Annotated in this window: 17 protein-coding genes; 9 read left to right on the top strand and 8 right to left on the bottom strand. The window is 70.8% G+C overall.

Features of this window, described 5'->3' with window-relative positions; all coding sequences use genetic code 11:
• Window positions 1–62: 62 nt before the first annotated feature.
• The 4 genes from BLU09_RS30805 to BLU09_RS30790 are packed head-to-tail and all read left to right on the top strand — an operon-like array spanning window position 63 to window position 3,086.
• Entirely contained in the window at window positions 63–977 is a 915-nt protein-coding gene (locus tag BLU09_RS30805; protein ID WP_244172161.1) for a hypothetical protein, read from the top strand.
• Window positions 974–1,672: a hypothetical protein gene (locus BLU09_RS30800; RefSeq protein WP_090493834.1), complete on the top strand. Its 699-nt coding sequence runs from the start codon at window positions 974–976 to the stop codon at window positions 1,670–1,672. Before BLU09_RS30805 ends, BLU09_RS30800 begins: the two co-directional genes overlap by 4 nt.
• Window positions 1,669–2,028 (top strand): hypothetical protein, encoded by a 360-nt coding sequence (locus BLU09_RS30795; protein WP_090493832.1) that lies wholly within the window; start codon window positions 1,669–1,671, stop codon window positions 2,026–2,028. The genes BLU09_RS30800 and BLU09_RS30795 overlap by 4 nt, the downstream gene beginning before the upstream one ends.
• Entirely contained in the window at window positions 2,028–3,086 is a 1,059-nt protein-coding gene (locus BLU09_RS30790) for a hypothetical protein (RefSeq protein WP_090493830.1), read from the top strand. The genes BLU09_RS30795 and BLU09_RS30790 overlap by 1 nt, the downstream gene beginning before the upstream one ends.
• On the opposite strand, the gene BLU09_RS30785 is transcribed toward BLU09_RS30790, so the two are convergent.
• A complete protein-coding gene (locus tag BLU09_RS30785) occupies window positions 3,076–3,459 on the bottom strand; it encodes a serine/threonine protein kinase (protein ID WP_186817755.1) in 384 nt (127 codons plus the stop codon). The genes BLU09_RS30790 and BLU09_RS30785 overlap by 11 nt on opposite strands.
• A gap of 274 nt (window positions 3,460–3,733) precedes the next feature.
• Here BLU09_RS30785 and BLU09_RS30780 point away from each other — a divergent pair, with 274 nt between their 5' ends.
• Both BLU09_RS30780 and BLU09_RS30775 read left to right on the top strand, forming a co-directional pair.
• Window positions 3,734–5,194, top strand: a complete 1,461-nt coding sequence (locus BLU09_RS30780; protein ID WP_090493826.1) for a sensor histidine kinase — start codon at window positions 3,734–3,736, stop codon at window positions 5,192–5,194.
• Window positions 5,195–5,316: 122 nt separating this feature from the next.
• On the top strand, window positions 5,317–5,922 hold the full coding sequence (locus BLU09_RS30775) for a hypothetical protein (protein WP_090493824.1): 606 nt from the start codon (window positions 5,317–5,319) through the stop codon (window positions 5,920–5,922).
• A gap of 12 nt (window positions 5,923–5,934) precedes the next feature.
• On the opposite strand, the gene BLU09_RS30770 is transcribed toward BLU09_RS30775, so the two are convergent.
• The 4 genes from BLU09_RS30770 to BLU09_RS30755 all read right to left on the bottom strand — a co-directional run bounded on the left by BLU09_RS30770 (window position 5,935) and on the right by BLU09_RS30755 (window position 8,931).
• Window positions 5,935–6,300, bottom strand: coding sequence for a response regulator (locus tag BLU09_RS30770; protein WP_090493822.1), 366 nt, complete (start codon window positions 6,298–6,300; stop codon window positions 5,935–5,937).
• Entirely contained in the window at window positions 6,297–6,956 is a 660-nt protein-coding gene (locus BLU09_RS30765; RefSeq protein WP_090493819.1) for a PEGA domain-containing protein, read from the bottom strand. Before BLU09_RS30765 ends, BLU09_RS30770 begins: the two co-directional genes overlap by 4 nt.
• 26 nt (window positions 6,957–6,982) lie before the next feature.
• A complete protein-coding gene (locus BLU09_RS30760) occupies window positions 6,983–8,506 on the bottom strand; it encodes a GspE/PulE family protein (protein WP_244172159.1) in 1,524 nt (507 codons plus the stop codon).
• Between the two features lie 134 nt (window positions 8,507–8,640).
• Window positions 8,641–8,931, bottom strand: coding sequence for a helix-turn-helix domain-containing protein (locus BLU09_RS30755; protein WP_316565019.1), 291 nt, complete (start codon window positions 8,929–8,931; stop codon window positions 8,641–8,643).
• A gap of 490 nt (window positions 8,932–9,421) precedes the next feature.
• On the opposite strand from BLU09_RS30755, the gene BLU09_RS30750 reads away from it, so the two are divergent.
• Complete coding sequence (locus BLU09_RS30750) at window positions 9,422–10,723, top strand: SGNH/GDSL hydrolase family protein (RefSeq protein WP_244172158.1); 1,302 nt, start codon at window positions 9,422–9,424, stop codon at window positions 10,721–10,723.
• Window positions 10,720–12,945, top strand: a complete 2,226-nt coding sequence (locus BLU09_RS30745; RefSeq protein WP_090493810.1) for a serine hydrolase domain-containing protein — start codon at window positions 10,720–10,722, stop codon at window positions 12,943–12,945. Before BLU09_RS30750 ends, BLU09_RS30745 begins: the two co-directional genes overlap by 4 nt.
• Window positions 12,946–12,983: 38 nt before the next feature.
• Here the strand turns inward: BLU09_RS30745 and BLU09_RS30740 are convergent, their stop codons facing one another.
• Complete coding sequence (locus BLU09_RS30740) at window positions 12,984–13,415, bottom strand: energy transducer TonB (RefSeq protein ID WP_244172157.1); 432 nt, start codon at window positions 13,413–13,415, stop codon at window positions 12,984–12,986.
• Window positions 13,416–13,625: 210 nt separating this feature from the next.
• Between BLU09_RS30740 and BLU09_RS30735 the strand changes: the two genes are divergently transcribed.
• Complete coding sequence (locus BLU09_RS30735; RefSeq protein ID WP_244172156.1) at window positions 13,626–14,390, top strand: YIP1 family protein; 765 nt, start codon at window positions 13,626–13,628, stop codon at window positions 14,388–14,390.
• Window positions 14,391–14,405: 15 nt separating this feature from the next.
• Here BLU09_RS30735 and BLU09_RS30730 read toward each other — a convergent pair whose 3' ends face one another.
• The gene (locus BLU09_RS30730) at window positions 14,406–15,503 is read right to left on the bottom strand and encodes a hypothetical protein (protein ID WP_167371196.1); all 1,098 of its coding nucleotides are present in this window, start codon (window positions 15,501–15,503) and stop codon (window positions 14,406–14,408) included.
• A gap of 136 nt (window positions 15,504–15,639) precedes the next feature.
• Window positions 15,640–16,788: a leucine-rich repeat domain-containing protein gene (locus BLU09_RS39580; RefSeq protein WP_244172155.1), complete on the bottom strand. Its 1,149-nt coding sequence runs from the start codon at window positions 16,786–16,788 to the stop codon at window positions 15,640–15,642.
• Window positions 16,789–16,801: the final 13 nt, after the last annotated feature.

Here is a 16,801-nt window from a genome sequence, read left to right as displayed (position 1 = left end):
CCCTACGGCACGGGCCCTTACGCTTCCCTTTCTTTCGTTCCGCCGAGGGGGCGCGACTCACCGTGGCATTCAACATCGACCGCTTCCGCGAGGAACGCGTCTACAGATGCAGCGGCCCCATCAGGGAGTTGCAAGAAGACCTCGAGCGGCTGCGCCTCCTGGACATGGATGTGGAGCAGTCGCGGCGGAAGTGGCGGAAGTCGGCCTGGGGGTGTCTGGCCGCCACCGTCGCCATCTTCATCTACCGGATGACGCTGGATGAGGGGCTCGAGGACGCGCTCGCACAGCGGCTCACCCTGTGGCCGGGCCTCGTGCTGCTCGCGGGGACCGTGGGGTGCTTCGTCGTGTACCTTCGCTTCCGGCGCCTGGACCTGGAGAACCGGCGATACACGCTGGCCTCTCAGGTCATCCACCGGCTGCGCCGTGACATCGGCCCTGATGCGTCGGTGAGGCTGGAGCTCGACTTCACGCCCGCGGACAGCTCGGAGAAGCTGCTCGGCAAGCACACCACGCCCAGCGGCTGGAATGCGGAGAACTTCAGCGACCCGTGGTTCTCCCTCCAGACGCGGCTGCTGGACGGCACGCACCTGCGCATCGCCATGGTGCAGCGGCTCATGAAGCGGTCGCGCACCCGGCGCAGCGCCAGCGGCAAGTACAAGACGAAGCACCGGCAGGACAGCTGGGCGTTGCTCCAGGTCCAATTGCGGGTGAAGGCGGCACGTCATCAGGACCTGGCGCTGCTCGAGCCGGAGGCCCGTCGGGCGATGCGCCTGCCGGAGGACGTCGCCGTGGACAAGCTCCAGTTGGGCGAGGACCGGATGTTCCTGCGCACCCTCGTGGAGAAGGACTGGGATGCCGGGCCCAACGTGCAGGGGGACGCGGTGGATGCACCGAAGACGGTGGTGATGATGCTGCTGAGCCTCTACCAGGTCCTCAACTCCTCCAGACAACTGCGTCAGCAGGCGAAGGCTTCGTGATGATGGGCATGGGCCGGTTCCTTCTCTGTTGTTCCCTGGTCGCGCTCACGGGCGCCGCCGGGTGCTCCAAGCCCGGTGACGCCGAGGCGCCGCGAGCCGTTCGCGCTCAGGAGGCCGCCAGCGCCCCCGTCGCCGCCGCGGACGTGAAGGGCCTCGAGGGCAAGCTCAAGTTCAAGGACGACGCCGACCGCGAGCGCTTCTCCCTCAAGCCGAAGGATGACGGCGCCAAGCTGGTGGATGGCGAGGAGCGCGAGCTGGCACGTTACAAGTGGAAGGACGCGGCGCTGAAGGTCTCCGGCCCGGATGACGTGGCGCTGGGGTATGTCGTCGGCTCCGCGGGCGGGGCGCTCACCGTGCGGGACGGTGAGCAGCGGCAGGTGCTGTTCACGCTCGCGCGGCAGGGGCCGGGTTGGCGCCTCAACGACATGAAGGGCACGCTCCTGTACTCCGTGTGGCCGGAGGACGACGGTGCTCGCATCCAGGACGGCGCGGGCGCGGACGTGGCCCGCGTGAAGGTGCGCGAGGGCAAGGTCTCCCTGCGTGATGCGCAGGGGCGCACGCTGCTCGCCACCAAGTCGCTGCTGGCGGCGGAGGCCGCCGCGTGTCTCGCTTTCGAGGCGCTGGAGCTGCCGCTGCGCATGGCGCTGCTCTTCCACCTCCAGGCGCCGCCGTCCCAGGAGCTGGCCCAGCCATGAGTGGATTGGTCTGCCAGGAGAACGTGGGCTTCCTGTTCTCCCATGGCTGTGGGAGCCCCGCTGCCATGACGTGCATGCAGTGCGCGATGCCGCTGTGTGAGCAGCACGTGACGTCCGTGGGCGCGGAGATGCTCTGCGCGACGTGCGCGCGGCAACACGAGGACTACACGGGCGACCGGAACGGCGTGGACGAGGACCACCCGAGCTACTACTACGACGACTACGGGTACTACGGCGCCTCCGCCTCGTCGGGGAGCGGCAGGGCCCACGACGCCAACGATTTCACCGAGGCTGACGGCGAGAGCCTCCGCCACGAGGACGACGCCTCCTTCGAGGAGGACATGGGCGGGAGCTGATGGCTGGCCGCTGGCTCGTCTATGCGCTGGGAGGCGGCATGGGGCACCTGACCCGCGCCTCCGCGCTGGCTCGTGCGGCCTCGCGCCGAGGGCACGCCGTCGTCCTGCTCACCAACAGCCCGTTCGCGAGCGGGCTGCCACTGGAGGACGTGCTGGGCACCGGTGTCGAGGTGTTCCGGCTCAACCCCGCGCTGGGGCGCGAGGCCGTGGGCGAAGTGGTGGCGCAGTGCCTGGCGGACGTGCGCCCGGACCTGTTCGTCGTGGACACCTTTCCCCGGGGGCTCGGTGGCGAGCTGGCGCCGCTGCTGCCCTCCGTGCGCGCGCGCAAGGTGCTGATTCACCGCGACGTGAACCCCACGTACGTGAAGCAGTACGGCCTGGCGCGGGCGGTGGACGCGTTCGACCTGCTGCTCGTCCCAGGTGAGGCCGCGCCCTTCGCGAACCATCCTCGCGCCGTGAGGACCGCGCCCTGGCTGCTCCTGCGTGCCAGCGAGCTGCTGCCCCGTGACAAGGCCCGCGCGCGGCTGGGCGTGCCCGCGGAGGACCCGCGCGCCCTGGTGGCGGTGATGGGCTGTGGCACCCCCGAGGAAGTGGGGGAGGCGGGGCACATCGCCGCCCGGCTGGACGCGATGCTGGGGCCGGAGGCCGTGGTCCGGTGGCTGGTGCCGCCCGGAGCGGCGATGGATGTGCCCGCGCCGCGCGCGAAGCAGGGTGGCCGGGCAGGGGCTTCCCAGGAGGAGGGCCTGACCCTGCGCATGCCCACGTGGCCCGCGCTGACGGTGCTCCCCGGCGTGGACGTGCTCGTCGGCGCGGGAGGGTACAACACCGTGCAGGAGGCCCGCGTCACCGGAACGCCCTTCGTGGCGCTCGCGCGGCCCCGGCTCTACGACAGGCAGGCCCTGCGGCTGCGCCCCGAGGAGCGGGCGGGCTCCGTGGAGGCGCTGGTGGCGCGCGCCGCCGGGCTCGCTCGTGCCCGGCCGGCTCGGAGCACGAGGCCCTACGTCAACGGGACGGACGACGCGGTGACGCTCATCGAGCGCACCGTCCTCAGTGCTTGAGGTCCTTGTGCCCCGGCGCCGGGTCGATGCCGTGCGCCATGATGAAGTGGTAGAGCGCCTGCGGGTCTTCCTTGGGCCCGCCCATGAGCTCCACCAGGAAGTGGCCCTGGGTGCCCGTGTCCGGGTCGGGGGCGATGTTCACCTCCGTCACCTCGCGGCCGGGGATGACCAGCTCGCCCACCAGCACCTTGCCCTTGAGGACCTGCACGATGTGCTGGCGCTCCTCTTCCAGGAGGGCCCAGTGGAAGTCGTCGTGGTCATACAGCATGGCGTCCACGGAGCCGCACCGCAGGATGCAGTGCGTGTGCTCCTGGAGCCAGCGCCAGAAGCCATCGAATTTCAAGGTGCGTACCGGCTGGGAGATGATGTCCATGGAGACCTCTCGCTCGTCGGCCAGGGCGCTTGCCGGCCACGTATCGCCCCTCCCTAGCACGGCTGGCGCCATCCGGTGATGTCCCCTTTCAGGGAACGGGTCAGGCGTGTCCGCTTGCCGTCCGGTCCGCGAATCCCGTGGGCATTGGCGGTGTTGCTCCTCTCAGCAATGGGGGTGGCCCTCGTGTCTGGGAACCCCGTGAGGAGCGTGCGTGAAGGTCTCTTCGGGTCTGCCCCGTGTTCCAGATGGCCCTCGTTCCGCCCGGGGCGGCTCCATGAGCCTGCGCTCCTGGCTCGCCGCCACCATGGGGGTGCTGACGTTGGTGACGTTGGCGGCCGCCGCCCTGCTCATCGTCCTGACGAGCGTGCTCGACCGTTCGGCCGCGACCCTGGGGGTCGCCTTCGGGGGCATCCGGGTGTCCGAGGAGCTGGAGGTGGGTCTGCTGGCGCATGACCGGATGGTCCGGGAAGGCCCCGTCAAGGTGCCCCGTGGCCCGGGCGGGCTGTCGCGGTTCGAGCTGGAGGCCTCGCTGTACCGGCAGATGGGGGAGCTGCGGCGCATCGCCTCGACGGAGGCGGAGCGTCAGCGGCTCGACGCTGTCCGCGAGGACGTGGACGTCTACTTCTCCGCCCAGTGGGACCCGGTGCGCGCGGAGCAGGAGGCGGGCCCGGCGCTGGACGCCGCGTTGAGTGGCCTGGAGCAGGTCAGCTCCATCAACGTGGAGCGCGCGCGCGTGGCCCGTTCGGAAGCGGAGCGGTGGAACAACATGGCGGACTCCGTGGGCGTGGTGCTCTGCGGCTTGCTGCTGTTGGGCGTGCTCGTCGTGAGCGTGCTGCTGCGGCGCGTGGCGCTCCAGCCGCTGCGGGACATCAGCCAGTCCATGCGCCGCTTCGGCGCGGGCCGCAGGCGCGCCCGGGCCCCGGAGGCCGGGCCCACCGAGCTGCGGGACATGGCTCGCACGTTCAACGAGATGGCCAACAGCCTGGCCCACCAGCAGGAGCAGCAGCTCGCGTTCCTCGCGGGCGTGGCGCACGAGCTGCGCAATCCGCTGTCCGCCCTCAAGTTGTCCACAGCCCTGTCGGACCGCAGCCGCGCCCAGCTCACGCCCGAGCGCATGGACCGCACCCTGTCCCTGGTGGGGCGGCAGGTGGAGCGGCTGGACCGCATGGTGGGCGACCTGCTCGATGCCACCCGCATCGAAGCCGGCAGGTTGGAGCTGCGCCCGGAGGTGCGGGACGCGCGTGAGCTGGCTCGCGAGGTGGTGGAGCTCTACCGCTCCGGCGACACCGGCCATGGCCTCCGTCTCAGCCTGCCGGACGTGTCCGTGCCGGTTCGCGCGGACCCGGCCCGGCTGGAGCAGGTGCTCCACAACCTCATCAGCAACGCGCTGAAGTACTCGCCGGCGGGCAGCACCGTGGAGGTGTCCGTGCGCCGCGAACAGGACACGGCTGTCCTTTGCGTGACGGACCAGGGCATCGGCATTTCCGAGGAGGAGATGCGCCTGCTCTTCGCGCCCTTCCAGCGCGCCGGCAACGCCCGTCAGCGCGCTCCGGGCGTGGGCCTGGGCCTGTCGGTGGCCCGGCGCATCGTCGAGGGGCATGGGGGCAGCATCGACGTGACGAGCCAGCCTGGCCATGGCTCTGTCTTCTGCGTGCGGCTGGCCGTGGCCACCGAGGCCGCCCGGCATGTCGAAGAAGACGCGGGGCTGACGTCCCCCGAGGACACCCTGCACTGAGGGGGCTGCCCCCGGGTTGGCGCGAAGCGTCGCATGGCGCGCGTCCGCGTGTAGACGGCGGATGCGTTCCCGCAAGGCCCGACGTACCTTCGGGGTCCAACCTTCAGGAGTCGCCTGCCCTTATGAAGACCCCGCGCCGCGCCGCGCCGCTCGCCGCCCTCCTGGCCCTGGGAGGGCTGGGGGCGTGTGCCTCCCGCCAGCAGGCACCGACCGCCGCCGCGAAGCCCGAAGCCCCGCGGGCCGCCGAACCTGTCGTTCGGTCCACGGAAGGGGGCTTCTCCGTCGCGATTCCCGGGCCGGTGAGCGAGGAGCGCCGTTCGCAGGAGACGGATGTCGGCGCGGTGACACTCCACACCTTCATCGCCGTGCGGCCGGAGGTGGATACCGCCTACTACGTCTCCTACACGGACTTCCCCGCGGCCGCGGTGTCCCAGGCGGACCCGCGTGACGTGGTGGCCCGGGCCAGCCACGGGGCGCTGGAGGCGCTGGGCGCCACCGGGCTGTCCGCGCGGCCGCTGGTGCTGAGTGGCTTCCCGGGCTGGGAGGTGGAGGGCGTGTCCGGCCCACGCCACCTGCGCGGCCGCTTCTTCCTGGTGGGGCCCCGGCTCTACCAGCAGTTGTTGCTACACCCGGAGGGCAAGCCGCCCCAGGACGCGGACCGCTTCTTCGAGTCCTTCCAGTTGGACCCGCAGGTGGCCGCGATGTTGATGGGAGAGCGGCGCTCCTGAAGGGGACGTCCGTCAGTGGCGGTGTTCGCCCACCGTGCTCAAAAGCACGTCCATGTCGAAGGGCTTCTTGAGGATGGCGCGGACACCGGGCAGGTGGGCGAGGCCGCTCGCCGTGACGAGGATGATGGGCACCTCCGCCAGGCGCTGCTCCTGCTGAATCCGGCCGACGAACTCCTCGCCGTCCATGACGGGCATCATCAGGTCCAACAGGATGAGGCACGGCCGCACCGCGTGGGGGCCGGTCAGCAGCTCCAGGGCCTCCTGGCCGTTGGCGGCCTGGGCCACGGCGTAGCCTTCGAAGGACAGGATGTCCTGGACGGCCTCTCGGATGTCGGCGTCGTCGTCCACGACGAGCACGGTAGGGGACGCGGCGCTCACGGCTTCGCGCTGCTCTTCCCCTTGCGCAGCCTTCCGAAGAGCTGGGTCATGGTGTCGTGACGGCATGGGAGCGTGTGTTCCAGGGAGCTGAAGCCTCGGCGCGTGAGCTTCACCGTAACCGGAGCGTCTGTCACGCACTCCAGCGTCACTGACAGCGGCGTGGTGCCTTCGGTTCGACCGTTCACAAAGACTGTCGCGCCCGACGGAGCGGAGTCGACCATGAGCAGGCTGGCGCCTTCCATGAACGCGCGCTGCTCACGGACCTCTCCCTCGCGGACCTCCGAGGGTGGGTCGAAGCTCGGGGCCAGCGTCGTCTCGGGGCGGGCGGCGGCCACCTCCTCCGGGGTGACGGGGGGCGCTCCGAAGTGCCGGAGCGCGGGGAGCACGAGGAGGCTCGCGGCCAGCAGGCCCGCGGCCGCGCCGCAGAGCTTGAGGACGGCGGCCAGCGGGCTGGGCGGCGGCGGTGGCGGCGCCTGGAAGGTTCGCTTCCGGGGCTGGGCCTGGGGCGCGGGTGACTCGGCGGGCTCGGCCTCCTGGGGCGTCTGCGCCTGGAGGTGGGCCAGCTCCTCGGTGCGTCCCATCAGCGACTGGGACCAGGCATCGGGGTCGGATGATGCATCCGTGACGGGGCCGCGGGGAAAGGGAGGGGTGTTCACGTGAGGTCGCTTCCTGGAGAGAGGGCTCAGCCGCCAACGACGCGGAACACTTCACGCAGCGACGTGTCGCCCGTGCGAGCGCGTTCGACGCCCGCGGCCAGCAGGGGCACCATGCCCTCCTGGACCGCGAGCTCCTGGATGCGGGAGCTGGGCACCTTGGCGTTGATGGCGTCGCGGATGCCCTGGGAGACCACGAGCATTTCGTAGAGGGCGGTGCGGCCCAGGTAGCCGCTGCCCTCGCAGCGTTCACACCCCACGGGGCCGAAGAAGTTCCCGCGCCGGATTCCGGCGGCGTCCAGCCGCACCGCCTCCTCGGGCGTCAGGGGCAGGGGCGCGCGGCAGTGGGGGCAGAGGCTGCGCACCAGTCGCTGCGAGAGGGTGGCGACCGTCGCGGAGGCGAGCAGGAAGGGCTCCACGCCCATGTCGATGAAGCGGTTGAACGCGCCCGCGGCGGAGTTGGCGTGGATGGTGCTGAGCAGCAGGTGGCCGCTGAGGCCCGCCTGGATGGCCGTGCGCGCCGTCTCCGAGTCGCGAATCTCACCCACCATGATGACGTTGGGGTCTTGCCGCAGCACCGCGCGCAGGCCCTGCGCGAAGGTGAAGCCCTGCGCGGCGTTGACCTGCGTCTGCGCGAAGAGGGGGACGTCGAACTCGATGGGGTCTTCGATGGTGGCGATTCGCGTGAGCTCGCCGCGTGACTGCTGGATGTGGCCCAGCGAGGCATACAGCGACGTCGTCTTGCCGCTGCCGGTGGCGCCCGCCACCAGGATGAGGCCCTGCGGCAGCGCGAGCAGCTCCTGGTACTTCGCGAGCAACGCGTCGGGGAAGCCGAGCGCCGGCAATTGGGGCAGCCGCACGCCGGTGCGGGCGATGCGCAGCGCCACCGCGGGGCCGTGGTTGGTGGGGAGGATGGACACGCGGATGTCCGCGGGTCCGTCGTCCGTGGTCCACGGGAAGTGCCCGTCCTGGGGCTTGTCCAGGTCGTACAGCGCCAGCTTCGCCAGGACCTTGACGCGGTTGATGAGCCGCGAGTGGTGCTCGCGCGGGAAGGAGAGCACTTCCTCCAGCACGCCGTGCAGGCGGAACGCGATGCGCGTGCCTGCTTCCAGCGGATGGATGTGGATGTCGCTGGCGCCCAGGCGGATGGCGCCGTCCATCAACTGGCCCATGAAGGCGATGATGTCTGGATCCGGCTTCGCGGCGATGCGGCCCAGCCGCTGGCCCAGGTCCTTGAGCAGCGTCCTGACGGCGGTGGCCGTGTCATGGGTGAGCACCTCGAGCGGGGAGATGCTGGGGCCCTTGGGCAGGGGCTTGGGCCGGGGGGCGTGGTGCCGTGCGCGGCGAGCCACCACGCCGGAGGCGTAGCTCAGACCGAACGCCAGGGCCACGCTGCCCGCGAGCAGCGGCGACAGCACGGCCTGGAGGTAGCGTCCGCCTTCCTGGAGGAGCGTGGCGGCGCCCAGCGACGAATGCCGGTAGGCCCACATACCGACGCCGCCCACCACCACGAGGACCGTCAGGGTCCACAGCAGGCTCGCGACTCGATTCATCAGCGGGGTCATGAGACGCCGCACGCTACCATCGGGGTTGGCGCGCTCTCAAAAGTCCCCGGGGGCTGGCGTGCGGACCCCGGAGGGTCAGGACGGATGGGCGTGTCCTGACCCCCTGGGAACCCCTGTGAGGCTCAGCGTTCCTCGAACATGGCCTGGATGACGCGCCAGGCGAGCTCGACCTCGCGGCCCGAGCGCAGGGACAGGAAGTCGCAGATCTCCGCCACTGCGTTGGAGCGCTCGCGCTCGAAGCCCTGGAAGAGCGTCTTCAAGGAGACGTCGAGCCCCTTGGAGAGCTTGCCCAGGGTGTCCAGGGACGGAGAAAACGAACCGCGCTCAATCCGGCGGATGGCGTCCACGGACAGGTCGCTGCGTTCCGCGAGCGCTTCCTGCGTGAGCTCCCGGGTCGTCCGAAGCTTGCGCACGTGGTCGCCAAACCGGCGGTGCAACCGCGTCCAGTTCGCGACCCTGTTGTTCCGTTTCTCCATAAGAGGGAGCGGATAATTTGGGGTATCTCGGTCGCAAGTGAAGGGAGGATGTTCGGGGCTTGACCTTGCATTTGCGCCGGGCTGTTTCTCCCGCAACTTCCGTTGACTCACAGGCATCCACTCCGCCGCTGCCAGGACCGCGGAGCGTGGGCGCTGGGGCTGCTCCTCCAGCAGGCGGGGAGACGCTGGCCGGGAACATGCGCACGCAGGGGCTTTCGTCTACGCTGCCGACTACATGACGCATTCGGAAGTCGGGCGGAGCGGCCGGCGGACCTGGTTCCCGGTCCTGCTCGGTGGCCTGTTGACCGCCTGTGACATCGGGTCCTCGCCTCGCGCCGCCTCACCCCCTGCTTCCGCGCCAGAGGCACCGGTCGCGCGCCCCGCTGAACCGCCGCGACCGTCCCCCGCGCCAGAGGTCCGCCGGCGGATGCCTGTGCGTCCCGAACGGACCGCCGAGGTCCAGGCCCTGGCCGAGAAGCTGGGCGCGCCCGGTGCGAAGGTGGAAGACCCCTGCGTGGCACCCCTGGGGAACGGCTGCGCGCGCACGGCGCTGGCGCCCTTCTTCGCGTCGCTGGATGCGTTGGCCGCGGGCACCGCCACCCGACCCGTCGTCATCGAGGCCTTTGGCAACTCGCTGATTGCGGGGGACCGCATCGTGGACGTCCTGCGCGACGACCTGGCCACGGCGTTCGGAAGCGCGGGCCGGGGCGTGTTGCTCGTGGACCGCATGGCGCCCTACGGCGGGCGAGGCCGCACCAGCGCCAGCAGCAGCGGGTGGCAGCCGCGCACCCTGGGCGAGCTGCGCGCGCCTCCGCACTCTTTCGGTATCACCGGCGTGTATCACGTGGCCACGAACGCCAAGGCCCGCAGCCGCTTCAAGCTGGATGGCGAGCCGCGCGGAACGCTGTGGTGGCTGGACGTGCCAGGCGCGGGCGCGGTCAGCCTCTCCAGTGGCGGCAAGGTGCTGGCACGGACCGAGCCCACGGGAAGCGGCTTGTCGCGCGCCACCCACTTCGAGCTGCCCGAGGACGCACAGACGCTGGACGTGGTGGCCGAGGGACAGGGCGCGGTGGTGCAGGGCGTGGTGTTGCAGCACGCGCGGCCCGGCATCGTCCTGGACACGCTGGGCGTGCCTTCGTCGGACGCGAGCCTCTATGCACGCATCGACGGCGCCACGCTCACGTCCCAGCTCGCGGAGCGTTCGCCCCAGTTGCTCGTCTTCTTCCTGGGGGGCAACGAGTCCAAGCGCATCGAATGGAAGCGCCTGGACATGGAGAAGCTGCGCACGGACCTGCGGGCGCTGCTCCGTCGCGCGCGGGAGGCGGCGCCCGGAAGCGCGTGCCTGCTGGTGGGGCCCATGGACGCGGTGAAGGGGCCCGGCGCGAAGGCTCAGGCGCTGACGCAGCGCCCCTCGCTGGAGGCGGTCAACGCCGCGGAGCGGGAGGTCGCGCTCGCCGAAGGGTGTGCCTTCTTTGACTTCTACGCCGCCATGGGCGGAAAGGGGGCGCTCGCGCGCTTTCATGCGTCCGGCTACATGCATGACGACCTGGTGCACCCGCGCGGCGCGGGCCTGGACGTGCTGGGGCACCTGGTCACCGACGCGCTGCTGCGCGCCTATGTGGAGACGCCGCCGCCCGCGCGGGGTGTCGCGGCGGTGATGCCCACGCCCTCGGGAGCGGGAGCCACGCCCGCCGGGGTGTCCGAGCCCAGCGCGGAGGCGACGCCATGAGACTTGCGTTCGTGCGGTATGGGGCCGCGGTGCTCCTGGGGCTCGCGGGGCCCGTGTCCCTGGCGGCGCCTCGGGCCTCGCTGGGGATGGTGTGTGAGCCCGCCAGTCTCGACGCCGAGCAGTCCCCTCGGGCCTTCTCCGAGGAAGTGCGCGGCGCCCTGGACGCGGTCGTCCGCGCCGAGCTGTCACAGGGGCCCGTCGCGGGGCTGTCCGTGGGGGTGACGCGCGGCGCGGAGCGCTGGGTGTGTGCCTATGGTCTTCGCGACGTGGGCCGCAAGCTGCCCGCGACGCCGCGCACCACGTACCGCATGGCGTCCGTCACCAAGTCCTTCACGGCGGTGGCGGTGCTGCAGTTGGTGGAGCAGGGGAAGCTGAGCCTGGACGCGGACATCTCCACCCTGGTGCCGGCCTATCCGGCCAAGCAGTGGCCTGTCACGGTGAGGGACTTGCTGGGCCACGTGAGCGGTGTGCCCACCTATGACGGGGTTGCGTCCACCCGCAACGTGAAGGCGGTCAGCACGGAGGCGGCCATCGCCGCCTTCGCGGGCAAGCCGCTCGCCTTCGAGCCGCGCACCCGCTACCTGTATACGACGTGGGGCTACAATCTGCTGGGCGCGGCGGTGGAGACGGCCTCCGGCCAGTCCTACCGCGACTACCTGCGCGAGCACATCTTCAAGCCCGCGGGCATGCCGAACGCGGACCTGGACATCACCGCCACGCGCGATGAGCACCAGGCCAAGGGCTACCGCATCCAGGGGGCGGCGCTGAAGCCGTCGCGCTTCCTCGACGTGTCCAGCCGCTTCGCCGGTGGTGGCACCCGCGCCACGGTGGGGGACATGCTGGGCTTCGGCCGCGCCGTGCTGTCGCACACCCTGGTGTCGCGCGAGACGATGGGCCGCATGCAGACGTCCATGTCCACCACCGACGGGCGCCTCACCGACTACGGCATGGGCTTCGCGACGTATCCGCTGCGCGGCCACTACGTGGTGGCCCACGCGGGCGGCCAGCCCGAGACGACCACGCTGCTGATGATGCTCCCCGCCGAGGACACGGTGATTGCCCTGGCCTCCAACGTGGAGGGCGAGGCGCGGCGCATGCGCCGGCTGTCCATCCGCTTGCTGGAGCAGGTGCTGGAGGAGGGCAACACCCGCCGCGATGCCTACGTGGCGGACCCGGTGGACGCGGTGGTGCACGAAGGGCTCAGCCGCGTCGCCAGCTATGGGCTGTCCTATCACCAGTGGGCCACGCGAGGCCCGGGCGTGCTGCCGGAGGAGACGGACCTGCCCGGCGCCTTCGCCCAGGTGTCCGCGATGCTGAACCGGAAGGAGATTGGCCGGGACACCCGGGTGGCGCTGGAGCGCGTCCGAAGCGGGCATGACCCGCGTCTGCGCGCCCTCTTCATCCGCGTGGGGGCGCACATGGCCCGCACGTTGGAGAAGGTCCACGGCGCGGCGCGGCTGAAGGCCTACACCGTCGAAGGCCCGCTGGCGTTCTTCGAGGATTACCTGGCCGCCTGTGACGCGAAGCAGGTTCCAGAGGCGGCGCGCATCGGCGAGCCGCTGCGCGCGGACGTGCTCCGTCTGGCCGCGAGCTGGAAGCGCGCGCAGTTGCCCGAGCTCCAGCGCCTGCGCCTGGACGAGGAGAAGAACCCGGAGGCGCGCTGGGCCTCGCTGCGCAAGTCCGTCACCGCGTCGCCGGGGTTCCATCCGGATTACTCAGACGAGTTGCTGCGCATCGCGGAGGGCTTCGCCTGGCGCAAGCAACCCGCGGCGCGGCGGCGCTGGTTGGAGCGGGCGGTGGAGCTGCAGCCCCGGGGGCTGGATGCGCGCTGGGCCCTGGCCGAGGCGTTGCTCGCGGCGAACCCGGAGGAGGCCGTGCTGCCGCATCTGCGCGAGGCCGTGGCCACGCCGCAGGGCACACTGGCGCTCGCGCCTCGGAACTTCCTGAAGCGCCTCATCAACGCGGAGTCCACCGCGGTGGCGGCGGGCCTGCTGCGCGCGGGCGTGGCGCTGCATCCGGATGCGCCCGAATTGTGGGATGCGTTGGCGAAGCGGGAGCAGTCCCTGGGCCGGAAGGCGGCGGCCACCGCGGCCCTGCGTGAGGCGAAGCGGGCGCGTGAGGCGCCCAGGCTGGAGGCCGCGCCGGCGCCCTCCGTCCCCGAGGTGCCGGGCGCCAGCGGCCCCGTGCCGGATGACCATGGGCTGGTGCCCGCGGGGAAGTGAGCGTCACCGCCGGAGCCCGTGACTCCGGCGGAGGCGGCTCAGTTCTCCGGCCGTGGCGTCAGCTTGCCGAACAGCATGCAGGTCGTCGCGGTGGGCTTGTCCTTGTAGAGGGCCGGCTTGAAGCGCCACTGCTTGATGGTCTCCCGGTTCTTCGCGTCCAGGCCCACTCCGGGCTTGAGCATCAGGCAGTCGGTGGCCGTCCCGTCGAGATGGATGGTGCACCTGAGCTGATAGGTGGTCGCCTTGATGTGGGTGAGTCGCGAAGGGTCGAACTGGAGGTCCTCTCCCTTGATTCGCTCGGGGCGCATCGGCGGGCGGCCGCAGGGGATGGGCATGCTGCGGTCCATGTTCTGCTCGAAGGCCTCCAGGTTGCGCTGGAGTTCGGCTTCGAATGCCGCCTGGTCCTGAGTCGCGGGCTCGGCGGCCAGGACGGGCGCGGACAGCAGGAGGAGGGAGACAAGCCCGGGCATGTGCATGGTCTCTCCCTTAAGCGTGAGTGGGGTGGGGCGAAAGCGTGATGCTGACACCCTGACTTCCCGGCGGGCACCCGTGCGAGGATGCGGGCACGTATGCGCATCCCGTGTCCTCGTTGTCAGGCCTTCGTCGTCCCAGGTGCGCAAAGCTGCGCGTGGTGCGGCGCGTCTCTTCTGCAGGAGGCCACGCCAGGCTCCGCGGACCCCGTGTGTGCCGTCCACCCGGAGCTGCTCAGCCTGCATGCGTGTGGCCGGTGCGGCAGCTTCGCGTGCGCGCAGTGCCTGCGGAAGGGGCCCGGGGACGAGCCCCTGTGCGCCGCGTGTCATGACCGCGTGCCCGCGGATGCCCTGCCGTGGGACCGGCGCGATGAGTTGGGGACCCTGCGGGCGTACTGGCAGACCTGTGTGGCGGTGATGCTGCGTCCCTCGGCCACCTTCGCGCGCGCGCGGCCGAAGGGTTCGGTGGGCAGCTCCCTGGGCTTCGTGGCGCTGTCCAACCTGGCCGCCTCCTTCACCACGGCGCTTCTCTACATGGCCCTCCTCTTCTCCATCCCGCGTGAGATGATGGATGGCGACAACGTCTCCCAGAACCGGTTCCGGCTGGCCGGAGTCGGGGTGATCGGGGTGATGATGGTGCTGGTGCCCGTCGTGGGCATGCTCGTCGCGCTCATCAACTCCGCGCTGGACCACCTCGTGTTCCGGATGGAGGGCACCGGTCAGCCCTTCGAGGTCACCCTGCGCGCCAATGCCCTGTCGCTGTCGCCCTACATGATGGGGCTGATTCCCTTCTGTGGCATGTATGGCGGGCCCTTCTGGGCCCTGGGGCTGCGCATCTACGCGTACCGGAGCCTGCACCGCACGGGCTGGGGCACCGCGGCGGTGGCCGCCCTGGCGGTGCCGCTGCTCTCCTGTGGTCTGTTCTTCGCTGCCTACGCGGTGATGGCGGTCGTGGGCGCCAGCACCGGCAGGTAGTCCGGCGCGCGAGCGCTACGGCCCCGTCACCGTGCTGGCGGGCGCCGCCGCGGTGACGGTCCGCTGCTGGGGCCAGAAGCGCGTGCCGTGGACGTTCTCCAGCGCGGCGATGCGCTTCTTCGTCTTCGCGTCGTAGACGCGGGCGGCCTGCTCGGCGGAGACCAGCAGCAGGCGTCCGCGCATCCGCAGCGCCACGGTTGACGTGGGCGCGAGCGCCAGTTGCTCAGGCTCCACCAGCCGGTCGTTCACCTCCCAGCGCAGCGGGAGCATGAGCGTGGGCAGCTCGCCCGTGGCTTCCCAGGAGTAGAGCGGACCCTGGTGCGTCTCCATGGAGACCCACATGCCGTAGGCCGTGTGGCCCCGGTCCTTCACCACCGCGTCCAGCCGGGCCGCGTCTTCGTTGCCTTCCTCCAGCTCCGACTCGGAGAGCCGGTCCGCATCCTGGCTGAAGGTGGAGGACGTCAGCCGGCTGGCCGTGGCCAGGGCTTCCGTGCCCAGGGCACCGTCCATCTCATACAGCGTGGCCACCGTCTCCAGGTGCTTCCACTGGCCGGCCTCGTAGCGGTACGCGTGCGCCAGGCCCGGGCTGCCTTCCGCCTCGGGGAGGAGGAAGCGCTTGCCGTCGAAGAGGAAGTACTCACTGCCGCTCTCCATCTTCCGCGGCAGGTCCTCCAGCTGCGACACCAGCGCGACGACGTGGCCCGCTTCGTCGAAGCCCAGCGTGTCGGTGTGGCCGAGCTCGGGCAGCAGCAGCCGGGTGCTCTGGCCGGACTCGAAGTCCACCTGCCAGGCGCGCGGAGGCAGCTCGCCGTTGCCCCGGTCCATCACCAGGCCCTGCCGGCCACGCGGCCCCCAGGCCAGCTTGAGCCGCTCGCACGCCGCGTCCACGGTGGCGAGCGGCTTGCGTGTGCCCGACGACTCATGGCGAATCCAGGTACATCCCGAGGGCGACGCCGCTTCGAGGAAGGACAGGGTGTAGCCAGGCGCGGGCTCGGTGGGCGCCGGCGGCGGAGTGGCGGAGGGCTCGGGGGCGGGGTCCTCGGACTTCTTGCAGGCGCTGCCCAGAAGCAGCGTCGAGCCAAGGATGACGGCGGGGCCGAGACGGAGACTCATGTTGCGCTCCAGCGGAAAAAACGGCCCTTCACCATGGCAGATGGTTGGGCCTCAGAGGAAGCCACCCCAGGAGTACCCGAAGGGTGCGCCGGGGTCATCTGGACCTCGTCGCTCGCCTCCCTGGTGGGTTCGCGCTTCAAGCCCGGAAGCCCACGTTGCATTCGGGGAGCGCCTTGCGCAGGGCCTCGACTTCTTCGGGGGGAAGGGAGGTCTGGTAGAGGTCCAGGTGCTTGAGGCTGCTCATCCGGGACAGCCATGGCGGCAGGGTCGTCATGGGCGTGGCCTTGAGGCCCAGGCTCCTCAAGCGCGTGAGCTGGCCCACCGCCTCCGGGAGCGTGCGGACGCCGGTGTTGTCCAGGTTGAGGGACTCCAGTCCCTCCAACTGCCCGAGCTCGGGAGGAAGCGTCTCCAGCTTCGGGTTCCAGGCGAGGTCGAGTTGTTTCAGCTTCGTGAGCCGGCTCAGCGCGCCGGACACCTGCGTCAGTTGTGCGTGCTTCAGCGTCAGGCGCTCCAGCTCGGAGAACTCGCCGATCAGCTCCGGGACGACGCCGAGCTTCCGCCCCAGGAGGAAGATGTCCTTCGTGTCTCGGGGGAAGGTGTCCAGGATGGCCGCGGCGCCCTGGTCGCGGGCCTTCGCGGCGGCTTCACCGAGGGACTCCTGCATCAGGCCCAGCGGATCGCCCAACGAAGGGGCCTTCTTGCCGCTCGGTTTCGTGGAGGCGCCCTTGCTCAGCGCCGCGAGCTTCTTGGTGAGCCACGGCGTGAAGGGCCCCAGTTCGAGCGTGGGCAGGCTGTCTTCCACGGACCAGACGACCAGCGCGTCGTCGTGCGCGCTCCTGCCGAAGCAGTAGCCGTTGACGTCATTGAGGTCCTCGGACGCGAACATCACGAAGCGGTAGGTGTGCCGGCCCGCCTCGCGCTCCTCCCGGACGGTCGTCCACTGTCGTCCTGGTTCGCCCATGCCTTCCGAGGCCTGGATGCGCCAGCGCGGGGGCAGGAAGCTCAGGCCCTTCTTGCCGGTGGTCACCCAGCGATAGCCCACGGCCTCGACGAAGCGCTGATAGTCCTCCGGAAGGAGCGAGCTCAGGTCGGGCGCATGCTCGAAGGTCATGTGCATGGGTTCCAGGTCCGCCGGGTGCTGGCCCGCGGCGTTCTGTCCCAAGGTGTTCCGCAGCGTTGCTTCCAGGTCCTGCCACGCGGTCTCGATGGGGACAGGCGGCGCCTTGCCTGGCTTCTTCGCTTTCGCCGAGGAGGCTCGTGGTGGAGCGGTCTTCTTGGTCGCCATGGCGTTGCCTACC

The organism is Myxococcus virescens (assembly GCF_900101905.1).
GTDB lineage: Bacteria > Myxococcota > Myxococcia > Myxococcales > Myxococcaceae > Myxococcus > Myxococcus virescens.
This window is presented reverse-complemented; position numbering and strand designations above follow the sequence as displayed.

Bases quoted from the DNA above. Each gene is read 5' to 3' on its own strand.
- BLU09_RS30740 (WP_244172157.1), bottom strand. From the start codon at position 13,415: ATGCCCGGGCTTGTCTCCCTCCTCCTGCTGTCCGCGCCCGTCCTGGCC.
- BLU09_RS30760 (WP_244172159.1), bottom strand. From the start codon at position 8,506: ATGAATCGAGTCGCGAGCCTGCTGTGGACCCTGACGGTCCTCGTGGTG.
- BLU09_RS30730 (WP_167371196.1), bottom strand. From the start codon at position 15,503: ATGAGTCTCCGTCTCGGCCCCGCCGTCATCCTTGGCTCGACGCTGCTT.
- BLU09_RS30790 (WP_090493830.1), top strand. From the start codon at position 2,028: ATGGCTGGCCGCTGGCTCGTCTATGCGCTGGGAGGCGGCATGGGGCAC.
- BLU09_RS30785 (WP_186817755.1), bottom strand. From the start codon at position 3,459: ATGGACATCATCTCCCAGCCGGTACGCACCTTGAAATTCGATGGCTTC.
- BLU09_RS30750 (WP_244172158.1), top strand. From the start codon at position 9,422: ATGCCTGTGCGTCCCGAACGGACCGCCGAGGTCCAGGCCCTGGCCGAG.
- BLU09_RS30795 (WP_090493832.1), top strand. From the start codon at position 1,669: ATGAGTGGATTGGTCTGCCAGGAGAACGTGGGCTTCCTGTTCTCCCAT.
- BLU09_RS39580 (WP_244172155.1), bottom strand. From the start codon at position 16,788: ATGGCGACCAAGAAGACCGCTCCACCACGAGCCTCCTCGGCGAAAGCG.
- BLU09_RS30745 (WP_090493810.1), top strand. From the start codon at position 10,720: ATGAGACTTGCGTTCGTGCGGTATGGGGCCGCGGTGCTCCTGGGGCTC.
- BLU09_RS30775 (WP_090493824.1), top strand. From the start codon at position 5,317: ATGAAGACCCCGCGCCGCGCCGCGCCGCTCGCCGCCCTCCTGGCCCTG.
- BLU09_RS30780 (WP_090493826.1), top strand. From the start codon at position 3,734: ATGAGCCTGCGCTCCTGGCTCGCCGCCACCATGGGGGTGCTGACGTTG.